Genomic DNA, 22,797 nt, shown 5'->3' on the forward strand with positions numbered 1-22,797 from the left:
TTAGTTGATATCAAGTTTTGTATCGGTAAGCAAACGGCCGACCGGGTAGCGAAGGTACGTTTTCTCAAACCAGGGCGAATTGTGGTAAACAAACTCCAGTTGCATACTTGCGCTAGCAGCCAGTTTAGGATTTTTCGCTTTTTCGTCGGCCAGTTTCTTTTGCAGTTCGGGGTTAGTTTTCAGGTATTCGGCAGCAGTATCTTCAAAAACATAGTCGGAGTAATGCTCTTTCTGACCCAGCATCGAATCAAAGAAATTCCAGGCGAAGAATGAATCTACCCCCTGTGGTTCTAATGTTTCTACTATATAACGGTTTATCGGCTGATTAGTATAAACCACATAGTCGCCTGCGAAAAACTTAATGTTGGCCTGCACCGGATTTAACTTAACCCCGGTGTGCAGGTAATGCCCTTCGTACGGGCGCTGGCCTGTTTTGTAATCGGCAATGTAATACATCTGCAGGTTAAGCGTAGTATCGTGCGTTAGTTGATGCATAGCCACCTTGTTTAGCTTAAATAAATCGATAATCTTACCCCATGCCTGTGGAATTACGTAAGCAACCGGCTTATCTGCAAAGGCAGTTGCCTTGTAAGTATTGTAGTATTTAATGGTTTTGGTGTAGGGCTTGGTGCGGTCGTAATATAAACGCGGTAAGCCGCTAATTTCGCTTGGCTTATGGCCAAATTCATAGCCGTTAAAACTAATGGTATCGTAGTGCTGCTGATCCAGATCCCAATCTAGGGCGAAGGTTTTTTGCGCCTTTACCTGTGCATCTGCCTGCTGCTTTAACTTACCAATGGTTTCGTGGTCGCGCTCAACAATGCTAATGAGATGATCCATAAAATCGTAGGTAGAATATACACGCTTGTCATACTGTTTCAGCATGTGGGTTTCGGTAATGTAGCTAATGATATTATGCAGTGCCGTATAGCCGGTACAAAAGCGCGGGGTTTCTAAAAACGATACAATGCCAGAGTCGGGCGTGCCCTTTTCGCTCTCTACATAAGGTATCATTTCGTAACCGCTTTTCTTCATGCGTTTGTATAGCTCGGGCGATAGCGTTTCGGAAGTATACTTGGCCAGTATTGGGTTTTGCTTGTCTTTCTGGGTTTCAATTAGCGTCATTACGTACTGGTAGTCGGCACCATCGCTGGTGTGGTTATCCAGAAATACTTCGGGGTTCCAGGTGTTCAGAATTTGCTCGAAGGCCAGGGCATTCCGGCTATCTGCCTTAATAAAATCGCGGTTCAGATCTAGGTTGCGCGCGTTGCCCCTAAAACCATAAGCCCGCGGGCCGTTCTGACTAATTCTCGATAGCCCCCGGTTTAAACAGCCGTCGATATTGTAAACCGCCACCATACAAATCACCACATCGCTGGGCAGCTTGTTGCCTTTCAATAAGTCGCGGGTAAGCATCATACTGGCATCAATGCCTTCCGGTTCGCCAGGATGGATTCCGTTGTTAATGAGCAGCACCCGTTTGTTCTGTTTCTTAATTAGTGCCGGGTCAAATACTTTATCTTTCGACAAAACCACCAATGTAAGCGGCTTGCCAATATCCGTCATGCCGTAATCAATTAGTTTCATCTGCGGATATTTGGGCGCCAGCTGATGGTAGTAGGCCATAATCTCGGCGTAATTGGCGGTGTAGTTTTTGTCTTTACTTAATTCAAAAGGCGTAAGCTGTGCCGAGGCAAATAAAGTCGAGAAAATTAAGGATAGAAGGAGTATGTGTTTTTTCATAATGTGTGTTTCTTTAATGTTGTAACCGGAGAAGAGCCTCACCCAACCCTCTCCGGAGGAGAGGGCTTTTGTTTTAAAGTCTCCCCTGCAGGGGGAGTTTAGAGGGGGCTCCCATTTCCACCCTAACCTTCTTCGGTAAACTTTTTACAACTAACTCGTACGAGTGGTCTATCATTTCGCAAAGTTGTTTACGGGTTAGCGAGCCGTCGGTACGTACTGTGTTCCAATGAGTTTTGTTCATGTGGTAGCCTGGTTGCACTTCTGGGTGTTGCTCGCGCAGTTCTACTGCAAGTTCGGGGTCGCATTTTACGTTGAACTGACTGCCCCTATCCAGGCTGAACAGTAAGAAAATTTTGCCTGCTACTTTAAAAACCAGTGTTTCTTCGCCAAAGGGGAAACCTTCGGTAACGGCTGGTTTCTCTAAACAGTAGTCTCGAATTTGCTCAACATCCATAGCCGGTCATTTTAAATTTTTGATTGATAGAGCTGTAAATAAAGCCCTAATTTGCACAAATATTTTTGCGTATGAACAGCCAATTAAATTTTACCGTTGCCGAGCGCTTTTTGCGTTATGTAACTATAGATACCCAATCGGACCCCGAATCTGAAACCTGCCCTTCTACAGAAAAACAGAAGAATTTAGGTCGCCTGTTGGTGGAAGAACTGACAACCATAGGGATTACTGATGCCGAGCTTGATGAGCACGGCTATGTTTATGCCACTATTCCGGCTACCAGCGATAAGGAAAACGTCCCCGTGCTGTGCTTCTGCTCGCACATGGATACTTCGCCCGATTGCAGCGGTGAGGGTGTAAAACCTTTGGTACATCAAAACTACCAGGGACAAGATTTGGTGTTGCCGGATGATAACAGCATTGTGCTGAAAATGAACGAGCACCCCGATCTGAAAAACCAGATCGGCAACGATGTGATTACCGCCAGCGGTACTACTTTGCTTGGTGCAGATAACAAGGCAGGCTTAGCCGAAATTATGGATGCGGCTTACCAGTTAATTAATCACCCGGAAATTAAGCATGGCAAAATCAGGATACTGTTTACCCCCGACGAAGAAATAGGCCGCGGCGTAGATAAAGCCGACCTTAAAAAGCTAGGGGCTGATGTAGGCTATACGATGGATGGCGAAAGCGCAGGCCATTTCGAGAACGAAACTTTCTCTGCCGATGGCGCCAAACTTATTATTAATGGTATAAGCTCGCACCCAGGGTTTGCCAAGGGCCACATGCAGAGTGCTATCAAAATAGCAGGTAAAATTATTGCCGCCTTACCGCTGGAGTTATCGCCGGAAGGTACTGAAGATATGGAAGGTTTTGTACACCCGGTATCAGTTACCGGCCATGCCGAGCAGGCAGTTATAGAATTTATTATCCGCGATTTTGAAGACGAGAAACTGGTAGACTATGCCAATGTGATCCGCAATATTGCCAACGGGGTAATTAAAGGTTTCCCTGGCGCAACGTACCAATTGCAGGTAAAAGAGCAGTACCGCAACATGAAAAAGGTACTGGACCAGCATCCCAAGATAACCGAATATGGCATCGAAGCCATTAAACGTGCCGGATTAAAGCCTGAACTGAAAAGTATCCGCGGGGGAACTGATGGTTCGCGCCTTTCGTTTATGGGTTTACCCTGCCCAAATATTTTTGCTGGCGAACACGCGTTTCACGGTAAACAGGAATGGGTTTCTGTACAGGATATGCAAAAAGCAGTAGAAGTTATTTTGAACTTGTGCGAGGTTTGGGAAGAGAACGCTTAGCTAAAATTTTCAACCATTATCTATATTTTGCGTTTAACAATAGAGTTGATTAATACCAATATAACGTTGCATGACAGAGAACCAACCTTTTAATGCTTATAAAGGGCTTAGTGAAAGTGAAGAACGGTTTCGTACGCTGGTAACCGCTACTTCGGACGTGGTTTATCGTATGAGCGCTGATTGGAAGGTAATGCGTCAACTTAACGGTGGGAATTTTTTGTTGGATACAGGCGAACCTGACGAACATTGGCTGCAAAAATACATTCACCCCATAGATCAGCAAGTGGTTAAAGATGCCATTGACGAGGCTCTCGGTAAAAAGCAAATGTTTCGATTGGAGCATCGGGTTTTACGCGCCGATGGTACTATAGGATGGGTATTATCAACAGCGGTCCCTATCTTAAATGAAAGCGGCGATATTATAGAATGGTTCGGCACAGCCAGTGATGTTAGCGGCCGCAAGGCAACCGAAGAGGCACTTAGACAAGCGAGAGATGAAGCCGAAACGCAGAGACGGCTGTATGAGATCGTTGCTGCCAATACTCCCGATTTGGTATATGTTTTCGACCCCAATTATATCTTCACATTTGCCAACCCGGCACTGCTAAAGATGTGGGGGAAAAGCTGGGATGATGCCGTTGGCAAAGGCTTGCTCGATAATGGTTATGAACCCTGGCACGCCGAAATGCACGAACGTGAGATAGACCATGTTGTAAAAACTAAAGAATCGATTCGCGGCGAAATTGCTTTCCCTCATGCCACACTGGGCAAGCGGATTTACGACTATATATTTTCGCCCGTTGTTAATGCCCAGGGCGAAGTAGAAGCGATAGCAGGCACTACCCGCGATATTTCGGATATAAAAGAGAATGAGCAGCGCAAGAACGACTTTATCAGCATGGTAAGCCATGAGTTGAAAACGCCGCTAACATCCGTAATAAGCAATGTGCAAGTGGCGCAGAAAAGAGCTATCCAAAATAACGATACCATTGCGGCGGGCATGTTAGAGCGAGCGGGAACGCAGCTTGGTAAAATGACCCGGATGATCAATGGGTTCCTCAATGTCTCACGACTGGAATCGGGCAGGATTCAGATAGATCATCAATTGTTTGATCTATCCGACCTAATGAAGGAGGTAGAAGACGATGCGGCTGCCACCATGCTGGGGCACTCGATCAGGATTGAACCCTCGCCAGAAATATGGATCAATGCCGACCGTGAAAAAATAAGCCAGGTATTTAACAACTTATTAAGCAATGCTGTTAAGTATTCGCCCCTGTGTTCAACGATCTACATTAGCTGTTCTGCCGATAATGATTTTGTTAAAGTATGCGTCCGTGACGAGGGTATTGGTGTTAGCGAAGAAGATCTGCCGCTTATTTTCGAGCGTTACTATCGCGTAAAAGGCGCAGAGGCAAACCACATATCCGGCTTCGGTATTGGGCTATATTTATGTTCCGAGATCGTAAAGCTACACGGGGGCAGCATTTGGGCCGAAAGCAAACCTGGCGAAGGCAGCACATTTTGCTTTACCCTACCCAAAAATTAGCAAGTAGATAAAATAAACAAGAAAGGCGATTGCATCCAATCGCCTTTCTTGTCTAAATCTTGATTCTCGATTCTTGCTTCTCTTCCAGTTATTTCTCCGAAAGCAAATCATCAGTCAGTTTTTCAAACTGGCTTACAAAATCGGTATAGTAATAACCGGTTCCCGGGCCACTGAAGCCGGTGTATATTTTGCGCACGTCGCCTTTTTTATCGATAATAAGCGTAGTTGGGAACGAGAAGAAGTTTGCCATTGCAGGTAAGCTTTTGGCAACCTCTTTAGGGTTACTGGTATAACCAGTAATTAACATCGGGTAGGGTACGTTGAAATGATTTTTCTCGCGCAATAACGACGCCTTCGATTTGTTAAAATCTGCGGTGCGCTCGTAAGCAAGGTCTACAACCTCCACTCCTTTTTTGTGATACTTTTTATAATACTTTACCAGGTAGGCTGTCTGATCCATACAGTTAGGGCACCACGAACCCATAATCTCTACAATAACCACCTTGTTTTTAAACCGTGGATCATTTAATGAAACCTTGTTGCCATCCAGATCAGGGAAAGAGAAATCGAGTTTCTTGAACCCAGGTTTCAAAAAGGTTAGTGAATAAGCATCGGGCAGTTTGGCGTCGTCGTCGCGTTTAGCGTGCCATGGGTTTTTACCGAACAAGCCGTCAACCAGGGTATTCTCATCCTTTAAGGTTGCTGTAAATAAGAAAGCATGCCCACCGTCAAAGCAAGATAACGATAGTTTATCGCCAGAAACAGAGCCCTCTAAATAGCGGTAATCGCCGGTAGTGGTCAAAAAAGTACCGGTAACTTTATTGCCTGTCTGCTGAAACTCTGCAACTGTTGTATCTGGCTGGTCGACGCCAATAATAGCCGACCACCTGCCGGCAACTGTGTATTTTGTAGGCTGCACGTCTTTAAAGCGGTATGATACACCGGGCACTGCTTCAAACGGAATAAACACATCACGCTCACCCAGGTGGCGGATCCAATTCCCTTTCAGGTTTGCGCCTTCAAATTTCAATCTGAATTCAGAATCAAATAAGGGCATCTGGATCAACACCGAATCGTCTTTAACAGCAATCTCGTTTACACGGAAACGCTCATTGCCATTAATAATAGCTATTTGCTGATGCCCTGCTGTATCCTTAACAGTAAAATTAAAAGGCAGTTCGCCGGCTGGGATTTGTAGGGTGCCGCGCCATATACCTGTGCTTAGTTTTTTTTGTGCAAAACTTGCAGTAGCGGATAGTATTAATATTGCAAGGATAAAGCCTTTGAATTTCATAGTCTACTAAAATAGTCGTTTTATGCCAAAGGTAGTAAAGCCAGCCTATTATTTCAAAAGTTCGCGCGATATGACAATTTTCTGAATCTCCGAAGTACCCTCATAAATTTGGGTGATCTTGGCGTCGCGCATCAGGCGTTCTACATGGTAATCTTTTACAAAGCCATATCCTCCGTGTATCTGCACCGCTTCTACGGCAACTTTCATGGCTGTTTCTGAGGCAAACAACTTGGCCATTGCGCTTGCCGAGCCGTACGGCATGTCATGATCCTTTAACCATGCAGCCCTTAAACAAAGCAAACGTGCGGCGTCAATTTCGGTAGCCATATCGGCTAGTTTAAATTGTATAGCCTGGTGATCTGACAATGGCTTACCAAAGGTTTTACGTTCTTTTGAGTAGTTTAACGCCAACTCATAAGCGCCAGATGCTATACCCAGGGCTTGCGCAGCGATACCTATGCGGCCACCTTCTAATGTTTTCATAGCGAAGGTAAAGCCGAAACCATCTTCGCCAATGCGGTTAGCCTTGGGTACCTTAACATCGGTAAACATCAGCGAGTGCGTGTCGGACCCTCGGATACCCATTTTATTTTCCTTAGGACCAACGGTAAAACCCTCCATGCCTTTTTCCAGTATTAAAGCGTTAATCCCTTTGTGGCCTTTTTCGGAGTGGGTTTGCGCTATTACGATATAGGTAGAAGCCGAGTTTCCATTGGTGATCCAGTTTTTGGTGCCATTAAGCAGGTAATAATCGCCCATGTCAACAGCGGTGGTACGCTGCGAAGTGGCGTCAGATCCGGCTTCGGGTTCCGAAAGGCAGAATGCGCCAATTACTTCGCCTTTAGCCAGGGGCACTAAGTATTTTTCTTTTTGAAATTCGTTGCCATAATGCTCCAGTCCATAGCATACCAGCGAATTATTTACCGACACCACGACCGAGGCCGATGCATCAATTTTCGAAAGCTCCTCCATTGCCAACACATAGGAGATAGCATCCATACCTCCGCCACCATATTGGGGCGATACCATCATGCCCAGGAAACCGAGTTCGCCTAGTTTCTTCATTTGTTCGGCCGGAAACGTTTGGTGTTCGTCGCGCTCTATCACACCCGGCTTCAGTTCGTTTTGTGCAAAATCCCTTGCCGCCTGACGGATCATCAGTTGCTCTTCTGTGTATTCGAAATTCATATATGGTTATATGTTGGTTTTCAAATATAATACTATGCACGCATAGTAAAAATAGTGCATAAAAAAAGAGAGCTCTTGCGAAGCTCCCTTTCCCCTAATTAATTTAAACTATTGATTAAACCCAAAACAAAGAACAAAAAACCTCAGCTTGGGCGTCTGAGAATTCTAAAACAATTTATTTTTCACAGGTAGATGTTGTTTTATATTTTTCACAGTATAATGCAGAGTCATTAATAACATTACAAAAGTAGAGCCACAATTTTAATTATGTACTTACTAATACGTCAGAATTTGTTTATTTTCACATTGGTTGTTGTTAGTATAACATTAACATAGCATTTTACATTTGTTAAGTATATACTTACTAATAATTACCCCTAAAAAACTAACTGACGATGTTACTAACTGATTTTGAGTACCTTAACAACTCTGAGGATGCCTTTAAGAAGAAGGTTGCCCTGCAGATTAAACGCTTGCGACGACAGAACCAGGTTACGCAGGAGCGATTTTACAGCGAAACAAATATTAATATTGCCAGGCTCGAATCTGGCAAAATTGATATCCGGCTCGACACCTTACGTAAGATTTGCTACTATTTCGATGTCTCCTTATCCGGATTTTTTCAAGGTATTTATTAAAACCACCCATTGAGTAGTGTATTAATTTTTAAACAAATCCTATTTTCTATACAGCAATTCTGAAATTCTGTACAAAAAGGACTACAATTTAAAACAATGATTAAAAAAATTTATGCAGCGCCCCTCTGCGCGCTATTTGCTGCTTCTTTATTTAGTGCTTGCCACAGTAACGAAACCCCCGACTATGCAGCGCACGATGCTGTATATAAAAATTTAGATACCACAGTAAAACCCGGCGACGACTTTTTTATGTACGCTAATGGTGGATGGATAAAAAAGAATCCGATCCCTGCTGCTTACTCGCGTTGGGGAATTGGCAACCTGGTAAGCGATGAACTGCGCGACCGCCTTAAAAAGATTAACGAGGATGCCTTAAAAGAAAATGCCGCCAAAGGAACCAACTCGCAAAAAATAGGCGATTTCTATTACAGCGGTATGGACACCGTAGAGATAGAGAAACAAGGCCTGTCGCCATTGAAGCCGGAGTTGGATAAAATAAACCAGGTTACCGACCTTAAATCGCTACTCGATGAGTTTGCACATCTTTCTGTAATTGGCGTTACTACGCCAATCGGCGCTTATGTTGCGCAGGACGCTAAGAATAGTGAAAAGATGATGCTGCAATTGTATCAATCGGGCATAGGCTTGCCTAACCGCGACTATTACTTTAACGCCGATGAGCAAAGCGTTAAGATCCGTAACGACTATCAGCAAACGCACTTGCCAACTGTTTTAAAATTATCGGGGCTTGATGATGCCAACGTAAAGGCAGGCACTCAAAAGGTTTACGCGTTAGAAAAATTTTTGGCAGATAGCTCGCGCAAGCTCGAAGACCTGCGTGATCCGTATCATAATTATAACAAAATGCCATTGGCAGGCTTAAGCAAGCTTACCCCGCAGATTGACTGGAAAGACTTGTTTGCCAAAATGGCATACAAAAACATAGATACAGTTATAGTTGGCCAGCCGGAGTACTACCGTGCTTTGAGCAAAGCTTTAACTACCTATAGTATTAATGATTGGAAAACTTACCTGCGTAAGAATCTGGTAGCGGAGTTTAGCGGCCAGTTAAGTAAAGCCTTCCGCGATGAGAACTTCCGTTTTTATGGTATGGTGATATCTGGCAAGAAATCGCAATTACCACGTTGGAAACAAGTTATCGACGCTGAAAATAACCTGATGGGCGAAGTACTGGGTCAGCTATTTGTTAAAGAATACTTTCCGGAAAAAACTAAAGAGCGTTATGTAAAGCTGGTGGATGCTATTCGCGCAAGCTTTAAAGAGCACATCGAAAAGCTGGACTGGATGAGCAGCGAAACCAAAACCAAAGCGCTTGATAAATTATCGAAAGTAAACCCGAAAGTTGGCTACCCTGATAAATGGAAAGATTTCTCGAACCTGGAAATTGTTAAAGGCCCTTACGTGCAAAACGTAATTAATGCCAATATCTTCTGGTACAAACGCGAGGCTAACAAAATAGGCAAACCGGTTGACCGCACCGAGTGGGATATGACGCCACAAACCTATAATGCTTATTACAATCCATCAAATAACGAAATTGTATTGCCGGCTGCGCAGTTTATGATCCCGGGCGCTAAAGACGATGAAGTGGATGATGCCGTAGTTTACGGCTATGCAGCAGCTTCAACCATTGGCCACGAAATTACCCACGGGTTTGATGATGAAGGCCGCCAGTTTGACGCTAAGGGTAACCTGAAAGCTTGGTGGACTCCGCAGGATTCAGCCAAGTTTACCCAGCGTGCGCAAGGTATTATTAACCAATTCAGCAATTACACCGTTTATGGTCTGCACGTTAACGGCAAGGCATCACAAGGCGAAAATATTGCCGACTTAGGCGGTATTGTAATCGGTATCGATGCGTTCAAAAAAACTGATCAATATAAAGAAGGTAAAAAGATTAACGGTTTAACACCAATGCAGCGTTTCTTCCTGGGTTATAGTCTGGGTTGGTTAGGCCACGAGCGCGAAGAAGCTCTGAAAAATCAAATTGTTACCGACGTACATGCTCCGGCATTTTTACGTGTAAACGGTCCGTTTAGCGATGTGCCGGAATTCTACGAAGCATTCGGCATCAAAAAAGGCGACAAAATGTGGATCGACCCTGATAAACGGGTGAAGATTTGGTAGCTCCTCAATTTGTCAATTAGTTAATTTGGTGATTTGTCGATTCTTAGCATCCTGTTGGGGAGCTCATATTGACAAATTACCGAATTGACAAATTATCTAATCAAATGTTGTTAGATTGGTTTCACCAGCAAAGCTGGATCGAATTAATTGGAGTTATAACCGGCCTGTTGTGCGTATACCTGGCGGCCGTTAATAATATCTGGAACTGGCCCTTGGCTATTATCAGTGTAACGCTGTATATCTTCATATTTTTTGAAGCAAGGCTTTATGCTGATATGGGCTTGCAGTTCTACTTCCTCGGCGCCAACATTTACGGCTGGTATTTCTGGAGCCATAGAAAAGCGCCCGAAGTAAAAGTACCCGTGGTGTCTATCACTACCAAGCAAATCATTTGGACCGTTATTGCTATCGCCATAATTACACCATCACTCGGCTACACCTTAATAGCCCTCGCTCCCAAACTGCATTACAAGCCAGCAGCATATCCTTATCTTGATAGCTTTTGCACCGCCGTGAGCCTTATAGCACAATTCTTTATGGCCCGCAAAATTTACCAGAACTGGCTGATGTGGGTATTTGTAGATATTATCTATGTTGGTGTTTACATTGTAAAACATTTGCAACCTACTGCATTTATGTACGCTGTTTATGCTATAATTGCGTTAGTTGGGTATCTGGACTGGAGGAAGGAATATAGGAAGCAGGGGGCGTAAAAGCCTGGTACGCCTTTAATTTTTAATTTGTCATTGCGAGGTACGAAGCAACCTCGTAGCTATACATATTAATAAAGAATGCGATGTGGTTGCCACGCTGTCGCTCGCAATGACACTATGTAGTAATGAACAAGCAAAACAACATCTTCAAAATAGCAATCGTAGGCCCCGAATCAACAGGCAAATCAACCATGTCAAAATATCTTGCGGAACACTTTAACACCGTTTGGGTGCCCGAGTTTGCGCGCGGCTATTGCGAAAACCTCAAGGGCGACTACACCTGGCAGGATGAGATCAACATGTTTTATGGCCAGCTGGAGTTGGAGAAGGAGTTAGAACCCCAGGCCAACAAACTGCTCATTTGCGATACCACCTTTATAACCGTTAAGATCTGGAGCGATCAGCTTTTCGGAAAGTCGCCGCAGGAGGTATTAGACGAATTGCCCAAGCACCCCTACGATCTGTACTTACTTTTAAACATCGACCTGCCCTGGGAAGATGATCCTTTGCGCGATTTCCCCAACATGCGCGAACATTTTATGGACGTTTGGCACCAGGAGTTGCAGGCATTAAATGCCCGCTACACTGTTATTTCGGGCACCGGGCCCGAGCGCTACACCAATGCCGTGGCCGCTATTGAAGATTTTCTCAATTCTTTTCATTAATTTTTAGCTTTCGTGCAACGTTGAAATAAATGTTGCGTCTCTTATTCTTGAAAGCTAATCACATTGGAAGCCGTTTACATAGACAAACACTACAGCCTGGTGGCAGAGTGTAAGCAGGGAAGTAAAAAAGCCTGCTACGAGCTTTACCGTTTGTACTCCAAAGCTATGCTTAACGTGGCCTACCGGATAGTAGGTAATGTTGAGGAGGCCGAAGATGTATTGCAGGAATCGTTCGTGGATGCTTTTAACAAACTGAAAGATTTCAGGCAGGAAACAACCTTCGGCCTGTGGATGAAACAGATTGTTGTTCACCGATCTATCAACCTGCTGCGCAAACGCCGGCTGGAATTGGTGGAAATGGAAAGTGAACAACTGGAAAACATTGCCGACGATGAAGGTTTTGACGACGACGAAATCCAATACCAGGTAGAACAGGTAAAACGCGCCATACAGCTTTTACCCGAAGGTTACCGTGTGGTGCTATCACTTTATCTGCTGGAAGGTTACGACCACGAAGAGATAGGACAGATATTAAAAATTAACGAAAATACATCAAGAACCCAGTTTTTAAGAGCAAAAAGAAAGCTGAGCGAGATTTTAAAACAGAAAGGAAAAGTAGCATGAGCAAGCGATTAGATGATTTCATACACGACAACCGTGATGAATTTGACGAATTGGAGCCAAGAGCCGCTTTATGGGATAATATAGAAAGCCAACTGACTTTTACGGAGGAAACAGAAGCGCCAAAAAAGCGCGAAACAAAAACCTTCTCGCTTGGCTTCGTACTACGAGTGGCCGCCATGATTATCATGGTAATGGGCATAGGTTTCGTGTTTTACCTGCGCAACGAAAAAAGGCCAAACGGCGTTGATCTTACCGCCATTAATCCCGAGTATGCCAAACAGCAAATGCACTATGCATCGCTGGTGAAAGAGAAACGCAACGAACTGCACCTGATAGCCAAGGCAGACCCGCAGTTGTATAAAGAGTTTAGCGGCGAGATCGCTAAAATGGATTCGACCTATAAAAAACTGAATAACGAGTTAAAAACCAGCCCTAACCAGGAGCGTGTGCTACGAGCAATGATCCGGAACTTGCAGATACAGACCGAGGTTTTAAACCAGCAACTAAACGTTATTGAGCAGTACAATCAAATTAAAAGTCAAGATGAAAACAAAAATATTTAATAAGATCCTTTTTACCCTGCTTTGCCTGGCCGCCGTAAATGGCACAAAGGCACAGCAGGCTACACCAGCAGTTCCGGCTAAACCGGCCGAGCCAGCAACACCAGCTACACCTTATACTTATTCAGACACTAATAATAGCAAACAGTATCGCGACAAAATGCGTAAGCTGGAGGATCAAATGCGCGACCTGCAAAAGCAAATAAATAGCGTGCGCAGTGAAGAGTTGAAGAAAAATGCTTTGGCAATGCGCGAAAGCAGCAGGAAGCTAAAGAGCCTTAATAAACTTAATTATAGCTATAATTACGAAACAAACGTATCTGGCTTAAGTAAAAGCCTGGGGGTTATTTCAAACGACATTGGTGTAAACACAGTGGTAGGTATAACAGGTGGCGACGACTACATCGCAAAAAGAGTGCAAAGCGGCGATGCCTTTGAGAAAACCAAAAGCTACAGCAAAAGCTATAGCGCCGATGGTAACGATAGGTTACAATTGGATAACACCTTTGGAAAAATTATTGTAAACACCTGGAACAAGAACGAAGTTAAGGTTGATATCCAGATCAAAGCCGACGCAGACCAGGAAGATGAAGCCCAAAAACTGATAGACAAAGTTACCATTGCCGATAGCAAAGACGGTTCGTTAATATCATTCAAAACCAACTACGATAGGGATGGTAATAACAATTGGGGTAACTGGTTTGGCTCGGGCAAATCGCATGTACGCAAAATAGAGATCAATTATACCGTATACATGCCCGCTAAAATGCCTTTAACAGTGAGCAATAAATATGGCAGCACACAACTGCCCGATCTGAGTGGCAAACTGATTATTAACAGCTCTTACGGCAGCCTTACCGCTAAAAATTTGAGTAACAGCACCAACGAAATTAAGGTGCGCTACGGCAGTGCTACTATCGATAACCTGTCGGGTAGTATAATAGATGTTGCCTACGGAAACCTTAACCTGGGCGAGAGTGACAACCTTAATGCTGATGTAAGCTACGGCTCGGCCAAAATTGGTAAGCTTACAACTTCTGGCAATATCAACGCACGTTATAGCGGCACCGTACAGGTAACCGATGTGGCTAAAAGCGTAAAAAACCTGTCGGTAAATACGTCCTACTCGGGTGTTAAGCTTGGCATCGGCAACGACCAAAATGCCGATTTTGACATCACGGTACGTTACGGCAGCTTCAGCTACGGCGATGTGCCGGTGAGCATCACCAGCAAAACACCGGAAGATGGCGAGCGCGGCTTTAACCCAACCAAAACCTATAAAGGTAAAGTAGGTAAGGGTAATAGCGATAAGGTAATTACTATCAAATCCTCGTTCGGCAGCGTTAAGTTCGATTAACCCCAATTCTTAAAACCTAAATAACACCTTATGAAAGTAGTTTTTAACACTGCCCTGGCCATGCTTTGCCTTTTTGCAGCCAAAAGCTCAACCGCGCAATCGGCCGACAGTTCAAATGTCACAACAGAAATTTCGACTTCGGTAAGTGTCCAAACAGACACCACCGGGCACGACAAAAGTTATTATCGCGAGCAGATGCGCAAACTGCAAGCACAAATGCACGACGTGCAAAAGCAGATGAACGATTTGCGTGCACAGGAGTGGAGAAAAACGGCCGAGCACATGCAGCAAATGGGCGACAGAGTTAACACCCGGTATAATTATAATTACACAGAAGGCGCAGCGCACACCTACACCCGGGGCGACGACTTTATTGATAAAAAGATTGCCAGCGGTGAGGTGAAAGAAAAAACTAAAACGTATACTAAAAGTTACCCGGTTAGCGCAACAGATCAGGTACAGATACAAAACGTATTTGGTAAGGTAGCGGTAAATACCTGGGAGAAAAACGAGGTAAAGGTTGATGTAGAAATTAAAGCCGATGGCGACGATGACGCCTCGGCCCAAAAGATACTGGACAAGGTTAGTATTAAAGACGGCAAAGATGCCGACGGCGTTTCGTTCAAAACCTATATTGAAAAAAACGACGAGGACAATAACTGGGGCTCGTGGACAGATTCGGGTAAAACGCATGTTAAACGAGTAGTTGTTAACTACACCGTTTATATGCCAGCCAAAAATGCGCTTAACCTCAGCAATAAATTCGGCACAGTAACAGTGCCCGATCTGATTGGCAAGGTATCTCTTAACCTCAATTTTTCGAGCCTTGTTGCCCAGCAATTATTAAGCCCCCTTAACGAGCTGAACATCAGATTTGGCGATGCCAATATCGGCACACTCAACAGCGATCAGTTTAATATCAGCTATGGTAACGCAAAAATAGGCACCGCCGATAAATTAAAGGCAAAAGTTAGTTTCGCGGGTTTGAATGTAGATAAGCTAAAAACATCGGGCGATATTACCCTCAAATATACAAGGGGTGGTGTTGGCCTGAAAGTGGGCGAGTTGGATAAAAGCCTGAAAGCACTTAATGTTGATGCCTCATTTAGCAAAGTTGATCTAAACGCAGATGATGATTTTGATTTCGACATCAGCACCAAAATGGGTGGGTTTGATTATAACAATGCCTCGGTTAATGTAACCGATAAAAGCCCTGTAGACGGCGAGCGCGGTTATCATCCCAATAAAACCTATAAGGGCCACGCTGGCAAAAAGGGTTCAAACAAAACAGTTACCATCAAATCGAGCTACACCAAAGTAACGCTCGATAAGTGATACTAGTTATAATGATTGCGTTTTAATTAGTTTGTTTAATTAAGTAGCGCTGGCCCACGCGAGGTGTACCAGCGCTTTTTATGTAATGAGTAAACGTCATGCCGAACTTGTTTCGGCATCCCACGTGGTAGGTTTACGTCGTCCTATTTGTTCATCAAACAGGTGCAAACTTAGCAAAAGGGATCCTGAAACAAGTTCAGGATGACGGTTGGATATTCACAGTAGTACGTTCCCTTGGCTATAACTACTTTGGACTTCTGACCTCACTGACCTCAGGACTCCCACTACAGCACCCTACACAATAACCCCTTCAAATACTCTCCTTCGGGAAAAGAAGCCCTTACCGGATGATCTTCGGGTTGGCAAAACTGGGTGATAAATTGTACCTCTTTACCGGCATCCAATGCAGCCCAGGCCAGTACCTGTTTAAAGTTATCGATATCCATAGCACCTGAGCATGAGTAGGTAGCCAGTAAGCCACCTTTGTTGAGCAGCAACATGGCAATACGGTTCAAATCTTTATAGGCACGCGACGCACGAACTAGCGCCGAGCGCGATGGTGCGTATTTAGGCGGATCGAGCACAATAAGGTCGAAGGTTTCGCCTTCTTCCTTAAACTTGCGTAGTTGTTTATTAACGTCAGATTGTATGGCAGTATGTTTGGCTGCATCCAGTCCGTTTAAAGCTATGTTTTGTTTCAGCGTATCAATGGCCAATGCCGAGCTGTCAACACTGGTAACAGATGCTGCGCCATTTTTAAGGCTATTGAGGGTAAAACCGCCGGTATAGCAGAAGCAATCCAATACTTTTTTGTCCTTAGTATGTGCTGCAACAAGGTGCCGGTTATCGCGCTGGTCGCAATAAAAGCCGGATTTCTGTCCTTCGGCGATGTTGATGCCGTACACTACATTGTTCTCTTTAACCTCCACAATTTCGGGCGGATGGCTACCGGCTAAAACGCCCCCATCGGATGCTCCCAGACCTTCGTGCTCGCGTGATGATGCATCGCTTTTGTCGAAGATACCTTTAGGCTGCATTAACTTTTGCAGCTCGTCGATAATAACGGCTTTATTGTTTTCGATGCCTGATGTAAGGATCTGTAAAGAAAGGTAGTCGGCATATTTGTCTACAATCAGGCCTGGCAGATAATCTGCTTCGCTGAATATCAGTCGGCAGGTATTGGTGCTGCCATCAGCCAAGAGTTCGCTACGGCTCGATACCGCTACTGCCACTTTTTTGCGGAACCAATCGCCATCAATAGCAATATCTTCGTTCCACTCCAGCAGCCGCAGGGCCACTCGCGATTGTGCGTTGTAAAAGCCGTAAGCCATAAACTTACCCTCTGTACTCAACAGACGTACTACATCGCCATTGGCTGGCTTGCCCTTCACTTTATCTATAGCGCCCGAGAACAACCAGGGATGCCTTTGCATTACCGCTTTTTCTTTTCCTTTCTTAAGGATCACATCAATCATGCCGCAAAGATAAAGATTTGGTTGGCAGTTGTCGGTTACCAGTTGTAGGCTGTCGGGTTTTACCTCCCAAAATTAAACCGATATGCTGCACGTATGCCTATCAATGGAACTGTCTTGTCGTAATCTGGCAATGCTTCAAAGCGGCCTGTGAATTCTAGGGCGTTATGTTTATCGAGGTTTAAATTGACACCCGCGCCAGCATGGGCACCCACCCCCGAGCTGCCGGCATCATCGCCGCCTGCGTTTAAGGATGCACCGCCAACCACAAAAAACAAGCTATTAAAATAGTATTTAGCAGTAGCGCTTAAGTAAATGAGGCTTACACTTCGCCCCGAGCCTACAAAATAGTAGCCATTGTATACGCCTTTTTTATCGCTTTCGATGTTCACCACGCCTATAGACGGCATTAATTCTACTTTGTTAGCCAGTTTAATGCTGCCTTGCAAAAAGTAATTGCTTCCGGTACTGTAACCGTTGGGCAAAGGGATATTAATGCCCCCACCAAAGCCTATCGAATTTCTGGCCTGGCCGTAAGTTTTATCAATAGTAAGTACCCCCAATAAAATCAGGATGCAAATGTAAAGTTGTTTCATTTCGTAATATAGACTTGAGAAATTTACCGATTGTTACAGTTATGTAATAGTTGAATTTAAGTTACTTGCGAAATAAAGCGTAGATGCACTCTTGACTCTCGATTCACAACTCGTAACTAAAATTTATCTTTGCCTTCTATGGAAACCATTACCTGGAACGACTTTGAGAAAGTAGCCCTGCATGCAGGCACGATATTGGAGGCGCATGATTACCCCGAAGCGAGAAAGCCTGCCTATAAAGTAAAGGTTGATTTTGGCGAGCATGGCATTAAATGGTCTAGCGCACAGATCACAAAACATTATACTAAGGAAGAATTGGTGGGCAGGCAGATACTGGGCGTAATTAATTTTCCGAAAAAACAGATAGGCAAATTTATGTCGGAGTTTCTGGTGACCGGCTTGGCCGATGAAAACGGAGATATTGTATTAACCGCCGTTGAAAGGCCGGTACCAAACGGGAGCAGACTAATATGAGATACATTAATTTCGACGACGAGGCCACCATTTCGCCCGACGACTTTTTTATGAACGAGGCGCTTCGCGAAGCCAAACTGGCTTTAGCCGAAGACGAGATTCCTATTGGCGCTATTGTGGTTTGCAAAGGTCAGATCATCGGCCGTGGACATAATTTAACCGAACGGCTGAATGATGTATCGGCCCATGCCGAAATGCAGGCGCTTACCGCCGCAGCCAATTACATGGGTGGTAAATACCTCCCCGAATGCACGTTATATGTAACCATGGAACCCTGTGTAATGTGCGCAGGCGCGTCCTACTGGTTTCAGGTGGGGCGCATAGTGTTTGGTGCCTATGATGCAAGGCTGGGATTTGGTCGTTTAAATCAAAAGATCACGCATCCCAAGACGTTAATTACAGGCGGTATCCGCGAGAACGAATGCAGCCAGTTAGTAAAAGACTTCTTTAAAGCCCGCCGACAGAAAACTTGACATTAACAGAACAAATATTGAACATGGGGCTTTATATTTGTATACATTCATTTAACCTTAAAAAATACGATTATGGCATTCGAATTACCGGCGCTATCATACGCAACCGACGCACTGGAACCACACATTGATAAAATGACCATGGAAATTCACCATGGCAAGCATCACCAGGCTTATGTTACTAACTTAAACAAAGCTCTTGAAGGTAAACCGGAGGCTAACAGCAGCATTGAAGATATAATTAAAAATATCTCAAAATTCCCTGCAGCTGTACGTAATAATGGCGGTGGTCACTATAACCACTCTTTATTCTGGACATTGCTTTCTCCGAGCGGTGGCGGCGAGCCAACCGGCGCACTGGGTGATGCAATTAAAAGCACTTTCGGTTCATTTGCCGATTTCAAAACTAAAGTGAACGAAGCCGGTGCTACCCGTTTCGGTTCTGGCTGGGCCTGGTTAATTGTTACGCCTGATAAAAAACTGGCAGTAACTTCAACCCCTAACCAGGATAACCCGTTAATGGATATTGCTGAAGTAAAAGGCACTCCGATTTTCGGTATCGACGTTTGGGAACACGCTTACTATCTGAAATATCAGAACCGTCGCCCAGACTACCTTGCAGCTATCTGGAATGTAGTTAACTGGAACCACGTTGCTGAATTATACACAAAAGCGGTTTAACAAAGCCTCACCCAACCCTCTCCTAAAGGAGAGGGCTTTAGGAAAAAATATCACAAAGCCATTGTAATTACAATGGCTTTGCTGTTTTAAGTCATGTTCTGAGAAGAGGGTCTAAACAATTCTGTGTCTTTCTTATTTATCAAATAGTATTTTAGTAATTCAATTCCCCCTTTAGGGGGTTAGGGGGCTCTATGAAAGCAGTAGTATTAGAAAGCGCCGCAAGGCCAATTGTATATAAAGAGATTGATAAACCAGTATTAGGCCCGGGCGAGGCATTGGTACAAATCAAAGCTGCGGCGCTTAACCGCCGCGATTATTGGATAACGGTTGGTAAATATGCCGGGATCAAATATCCATCGGTACTGGGTTCAGACGGCTCGGGCATTGTTGCCGAGGTATTCGATGAGGCTGATCAACACTGGCTAAACCAGGAGGTGATCATTAATCCAAGCCATAACTGGGGCGATAGCGACCAGGTTAAATCAGACGATTTTAAAATTCTTGGCCTTCCGGAGTACGGTACATTGGCCGAGTATGTTAAAGTCGAAACTAAATATCTTTACCATAAACCGGCACATTTGAGTTGGGAGCAAGCAGCCGCAATTCCATTGGCCGGGCTTACCACTTACCGTGCCTTGTTTACCAAGGGAAACGCTAAAGCTGGTGATAAGGTGCTTATTGTTGGCGTAGGTTCGGGCACTGGTACTTTTGCTTTGCAATGGGCTGTTGCTGCGGGATGCAAGGTATTTGTAACCTCGGGCAGTGGCGAAAAGATAGATCGCGCACGGCATCTGGGCGCCTGCGCCGGAGTAAACTATAAAGCGCAGGATTGGGCCGAAGAGCTAAAGCACTTTGCAGGCGGTTTTGATGTAGTAATTGATAGCGCATTAGGAAGTGATTTTGCCAAGGTGATAGACCTTTGTAACCCGGGGGCACGTATTGTAACTTTTGGTGGCACAGCCGGTAACATTCCTGCTTTTAATGCGCGGCCATTATTCTGGAAACAACTGCAACTGCTGGGCACCACTATGGGCACACCACAGGAGTTTGAAGCCATGCTGAAACTGGTAAGCGATAAAAAGATAGTGCCAGTTATTGACGAGGTTTTTACGATGAAGGATGCAGAAACGGCTTTTGCTAAAATGGAGAGCTCGTCGCAATTTGGTAAGCTTGTACTCACCAACTAAATGAATACAATTAGGCTTATTGTAGACAGCGTTAAGCAAGAAACCCGCGACACCTCTACTTTTTACCTTCGCCCAGCCGACGGGCAAAAGGTTGTTTATGAGGCTGGACAGTTTATTACGCTGATATTCAATCATCATCACGAAGAGATCACCAGGTCATATTCGCTCAGTTCTTCTCCAGATGAAGAATGGCTTTCCATTACGGTAAAGCGTATCCAAAACGGCGAGATCTCACGCTACATGCTGGCGCATGTAAAAGCAGGTGATGAGCTAACCGCCATTCAGCCTGCGGGCAGGTTCGTTTTACCCGCCGAGGGCCAACCTCGACAGTTAATCTATTTTGCGGCAGGAAGCGGCATTGTGCCCATTTATGCACAACTGAAACATGCATTAAGAACTAAGTTGGATCTTCAGTTTACGTTGGTTTATAGCAGCCAAAGTAATAACGATATTATTTTTAGATCGAGCTTAGATGAAATGGTCGCGAAGTATCCAGATCGCCTGTCGGTAAAATATATGATCAGTGACGAGGCCAATCGGTTGAATAACCTGATGCTGGAGAAACTAGTCAATCAACTTACCAATAAACACTATCAAGATACGCTGTTCTACATTTGCGGCCCGTTCCCCTACATGCGCATGGTTCAGTTCGCACTGCATTACATGGGCGTTAGTGCCGACAATATCCGCAAGGAAAACTTTGTGCTCGAAACCATCCCGGTTACCAGTAGTATAACCAATTTCCCGCCCCGTAAAATGCGGATCTACTTTAAGAACGAGTGGCATGACCTACAGGCGGGCGAAAACCAATCGATATTACAGGCAGCTTTGCAAAACAATATTCCCTTGCCTTACAGTTGCCGTAGTGGGGCTTGTTCGGCCTGCTTTGCACGTTGTACCCAAGGCAAGGTTGAGGTGGTGAGTTATGAAGTACTTACGCCGGAAGATATCAAGAACGGCTACATTTTAACCTGCACAGGGCATCCGTTAACGGATGATGTGGAGATTAGATTTAGTTAGTGAATTACCCCGACCGTCATGCTGTCCCGATGGCGATTGGGATCAGCACCCCACAGGACAAGGTGATTGCACAGTATACTTTAGACTTAGCGAATGGGGTGCTGAAACAAGTTCAGCATGACGTTAGTCGGAATTTAGTGTCCGTGTTTACACCGCATGCTTTGCCCGCCTATCAACAGCGTGCTTTACCTGGCGTGTTTTTTTGGGCTTTTTGCGTTTACCTAACCATATGATAAAACCTGTTATCGGTAAACTGGCACAAATTAAACTGGCCAGAAAAGCCAGAATTTTACCCGTTAAACCTGCTATCTGCCCTACGTGGATGTCATAGTTCATGTCGTTGAGGCGCAGGCCGAGGCTCTTCTTGGTATCCGGTAAAAATTTAATCAGTTTGCCCGTATACTTATCAAATGAGTACTCGTCGCTGTAGGCAAAATGCATTGATTTGTTGTAGGCAGTTATACCTACAGTGCCAGATGCTGCGTCGTCTGTATAAACCAAAAACATTTTGGCGTCGGGAGTATGTTGTTGGGCATAAGGCAAGGCGACGTCGGCCACATTATATTTTACGCCCTTACCTTTAAGCAACGAGTCCGATTTCATCACTTCCTTTTCAGCAGCATAGGTTTTGCCCAGGTTTCCGGCTTTGTAAATGCCTTCGCGAACCCAATCGAAAGTCATAGATACACCTGTAATAGCTAATATGATGGCAATAGCTGTGGCGTAAAAACCTAATACATTGTGCAGATCATAGTTAACACGTTTCCATTTGGCACCCCATTTAATGCTGAAGCTACGTTTGCGGTCCGATTTGCGTTTGGGCCACCAAAGTACCAGGCCGGTAATCATAATCGCCACAAATATTAATACCGAAACACCTACTATCATTGCACCTATTTTAGGAGGCAGCAAAAGATAAAGGTGAATGTATTCAACAATAACAAAGAAGTTTTTGGCGTAATCTTCCACATGGGTTTGCTCGCCGGTGTAGGGATTAAAGAATACGATCAGGAAGCCCGCTTTCTTGCTGTTCACCATTACACCTGCAGGGCGGTCTTTACCGTAGTAGTAGGTGTAGTTTGATGTACCGTCGGGATATAACGCCAGGGCTTTCTGTTTCAACACAGAAGGTGCTATGTAAGCTTTTTGCTGAGGTTCAACACTGCGGTACTTATAAAAGGCATCCTGTATCTCATCCTGAAAGCAAAAAAGGCATCCGGTAATGCTCACTATAAACACCACTAGCCCGGTAATAAAACCGAGCCAGCGATGTAAGAATAATATAGTTTTCTTAAATGGAGTCATAA

At 44.6% G+C, this 22,797-nt stretch carries 22 protein-coding genes; 15 read left to right on the plus strand and 7 right to left on the minus strand.

Annotation, left to right across the window (positions count from 1 at the left end; genetic code table 11):
- Together GSY63_RS13000 and GSY63_RS13005 are read right to left on the minus strand one after the other, a co-directional pair.
- Entirely contained in the window at window positions 1-1,743 is a 1,743-nt protein-coding gene (locus tag GSY63_RS13000) for a M14 family zinc carboxypeptidase (protein ID WP_166586258.1), read from the minus strand.
- Window positions 1,744-1,816: 73 nt separating this feature from the next.
- On the minus strand, window positions 1,817-2,197 hold the full coding sequence (locus tag GSY63_RS13005; RefSeq protein WP_166586259.1) for an MmcQ/YjbR family DNA-binding protein: 381 nt from the start codon (window positions 2,195-2,197) through the stop codon (window positions 1,817-1,819).
- 71 nt (window positions 2,198-2,268) lie between these two features.
- On the opposite strand from GSY63_RS13005, the gene pepT reads away from it, so the two are divergent.
- Both pepT and GSY63_RS13015 read left to right on the plus strand, forming a co-directional pair.
- The gene (gene pepT / locus GSY63_RS13010) at window positions 2,269-3,516 is read left to right on the plus strand and encodes a peptidase T (protein WP_166586260.1); all 1,248 of its coding nucleotides are present in this window, start codon (window positions 2,269-2,271) and stop codon (window positions 3,514-3,516) included.
- 70 nt (window positions 3,517-3,586) lie between these two features.
- Window positions 3,587-5,065, plus strand: coding sequence for a PAS domain-containing sensor histidine kinase (locus GSY63_RS13015; protein ID WP_166586261.1), 1,479 nt, complete (start codon window positions 3,587-3,589; stop codon window positions 5,063-5,065).
- An 88-nt stretch (window positions 5,066-5,153) separates the two neighbouring features.
- On the opposite strand, the gene GSY63_RS13020 is transcribed toward GSY63_RS13015, so the two are convergent.
- Together GSY63_RS13020 and GSY63_RS13025 are read right to left on the minus strand one after the other, a co-directional pair.
- On the minus strand, window positions 5,154-6,359 hold the full coding sequence (locus GSY63_RS13020; RefSeq protein ID WP_166586262.1) for a peroxiredoxin family protein: 1,206 nt from the start codon (window positions 6,357-6,359) through the stop codon (window positions 5,154-5,156).
- Between the two features lie 48 nt (window positions 6,360-6,407).
- A complete protein-coding gene (locus tag GSY63_RS13025; RefSeq protein WP_166586263.1) occupies window positions 6,408-7,547 on the minus strand; it encodes an acyl-CoA dehydrogenase family protein in 1,140 nt (379 codons plus the stop codon).
- Window positions 7,548-7,942: 395 nt separating this feature from the next.
- On the opposite strand from GSY63_RS13025, the gene GSY63_RS13030 reads away from it, so the two are divergent.
- From GSY63_RS13030 to GSY63_RS13065, 8 genes are all read left to right on the plus strand, one after another.
- Window positions 7,943-8,185, plus strand: a complete 243-nt coding sequence (locus GSY63_RS13030) for a helix-turn-helix domain-containing protein (protein WP_166586264.1) — start codon at window positions 7,943-7,945, stop codon at window positions 8,183-8,185.
- Between the two features lie 96 nt (window positions 8,186-8,281).
- Complete coding sequence (locus tag GSY63_RS13035; protein ID WP_166586265.1) at window positions 8,282-10,333, plus strand: M13 family metallopeptidase; 2,052 nt, start codon at window positions 8,282-8,284, stop codon at window positions 10,331-10,333.
- A 104-nt stretch (window positions 10,334-10,437) separates the two neighbouring features.
- On the plus strand, window positions 10,438-11,046 hold the full coding sequence (gene pnuC / locus GSY63_RS13040) for a nicotinamide riboside transporter PnuC (protein ID WP_166586266.1): 609 nt from the start codon (window positions 10,438-10,440) through the stop codon (window positions 11,044-11,046).
- A gap of 125 nt (window positions 11,047-11,171) precedes the next feature.
- Complete coding sequence (locus GSY63_RS13045; RefSeq protein WP_166586267.1) at window positions 11,172-11,711, plus strand: AAA family ATPase; 540 nt, start codon at window positions 11,172-11,174, stop codon at window positions 11,709-11,711.
- A 63-nt stretch (window positions 11,712-11,774) separates the two neighbouring features.
- On the plus strand, window positions 11,775-12,335 hold the full coding sequence (locus GSY63_RS13050; protein WP_166586268.1) for an RNA polymerase sigma factor: 561 nt from the start codon (window positions 11,775-11,777) through the stop codon (window positions 12,333-12,335).
- Complete coding sequence (locus GSY63_RS13055) at window positions 12,332-12,898, plus strand: hypothetical protein (protein ID WP_166586269.1); 567 nt, start codon at window positions 12,332-12,334, stop codon at window positions 12,896-12,898. Before GSY63_RS13050 ends, GSY63_RS13055 begins: the two co-directional genes overlap by 4 nt.
- Complete coding sequence (locus GSY63_RS13060) at window positions 12,879-14,252, plus strand: DUF4097 domain-containing protein (RefSeq protein WP_166586270.1); 1,374 nt, start codon at window positions 12,879-12,881, stop codon at window positions 14,250-14,252. The genes GSY63_RS13055 and GSY63_RS13060 overlap by 20 nt, the downstream gene beginning before the upstream one ends.
- Window positions 14,253-14,282: 30 nt before the next feature.
- Window positions 14,283-15,587, plus strand: a complete 1,305-nt coding sequence (locus GSY63_RS13065) for a hypothetical protein (RefSeq protein WP_166586271.1) — start codon at window positions 14,283-14,285, stop codon at window positions 15,585-15,587.
- Window positions 15,588-15,871: 284 nt separating this feature from the next.
- On the opposite strand, the gene GSY63_RS13070 is transcribed toward GSY63_RS13065, so the two are convergent.
- Together GSY63_RS13070 and GSY63_RS13075 are read right to left on the minus strand one after the other, a co-directional pair.
- Window positions 15,872-17,062: a class I SAM-dependent rRNA methyltransferase gene (locus tag GSY63_RS13070; RefSeq protein WP_166586272.1), complete on the minus strand. Its 1,191-nt coding sequence runs from the start codon at window positions 17,060-17,062 to the stop codon at window positions 15,872-15,874.
- Between the two features lie 59 nt (window positions 17,063-17,121).
- Window positions 17,122-17,655, minus strand: coding sequence for a hypothetical protein (locus tag GSY63_RS13075; protein ID WP_166586273.1), 534 nt, complete (start codon window positions 17,653-17,655; stop codon window positions 17,122-17,124).
- A 138-nt stretch (window positions 17,656-17,793) separates the two neighbouring features.
- Here GSY63_RS13075 and GSY63_RS13080 point away from each other — a divergent pair, with 138 nt between their 5' ends.
- The 5 genes from GSY63_RS13080 to GSY63_RS13100 all read left to right on the plus strand — a co-directional run bounded on the left by GSY63_RS13080 (window position 17,794) and on the right by GSY63_RS13100 (window position 21,490).
- Window positions 17,794-18,129: a tRNA-binding protein gene (locus GSY63_RS13080; protein WP_166586274.1), complete on the plus strand. Its 336-nt coding sequence runs from the start codon at window positions 17,794-17,796 to the stop codon at window positions 18,127-18,129.
- Entirely contained in the window at window positions 18,126-18,602 is a 477-nt protein-coding gene (locus tag GSY63_RS13085) for a nucleoside deaminase (protein ID WP_166586275.1), read from the plus strand. Before GSY63_RS13080 ends, GSY63_RS13085 begins: the two co-directional genes overlap by 4 nt.
- 72 nt (window positions 18,603-18,674) lie before the next feature.
- Window positions 18,675-19,283 carry a superoxide dismutase gene (locus GSY63_RS13090; RefSeq protein WP_208094539.1) on the plus strand — a complete coding sequence of 203 codons (609 nt, stop codon included), beginning with the start codon at window positions 18,675-18,677 and terminating at the stop codon, window positions 19,281-19,283.
- Window positions 19,284-19,474: 191 nt separating this feature from the next.
- The gene (locus tag GSY63_RS13095; protein ID WP_166586276.1) at window positions 19,475-20,470 is read left to right on the plus strand and encodes a zinc-binding dehydrogenase; all 996 of its coding nucleotides are present in this window, start codon (window positions 19,475-19,477) and stop codon (window positions 20,468-20,470) included.
- Window positions 20,471-21,490 carry a ferredoxin--NADP reductase gene (locus GSY63_RS13100; RefSeq protein WP_166586277.1) on the plus strand — a complete coding sequence of 340 codons (1,020 nt, stop codon included), beginning with the start codon at window positions 20,471-20,473 and terminating at the stop codon, window positions 21,488-21,490. It abuts the gene before it with no gap.
- Window positions 21,491-21,637: 147 nt separating this feature from the next.
- Here the strand turns inward: GSY63_RS13100 and GSY63_RS13105 are convergent, their stop codons facing one another.
- On the minus strand, window positions 21,638-22,795 hold the full coding sequence (locus GSY63_RS13105; protein ID WP_166586278.1) for a PepSY-associated TM helix domain-containing protein: 1,158 nt from the start codon (window positions 22,793-22,795) through the stop codon (window positions 21,638-21,640).
- Window positions 22,796-22,797 lie beyond the last annotated feature (2 nt).

The sequence above is a fragment of the Mucilaginibacter agri genome, assembly GCF_009928685.1.
In the GTDB taxonomy this organism is placed as follows: Bacteria; Bacteroidota; Bacteroidia; order Sphingobacteriales; family Sphingobacteriaceae; genus Mucilaginibacter; species Mucilaginibacter agri.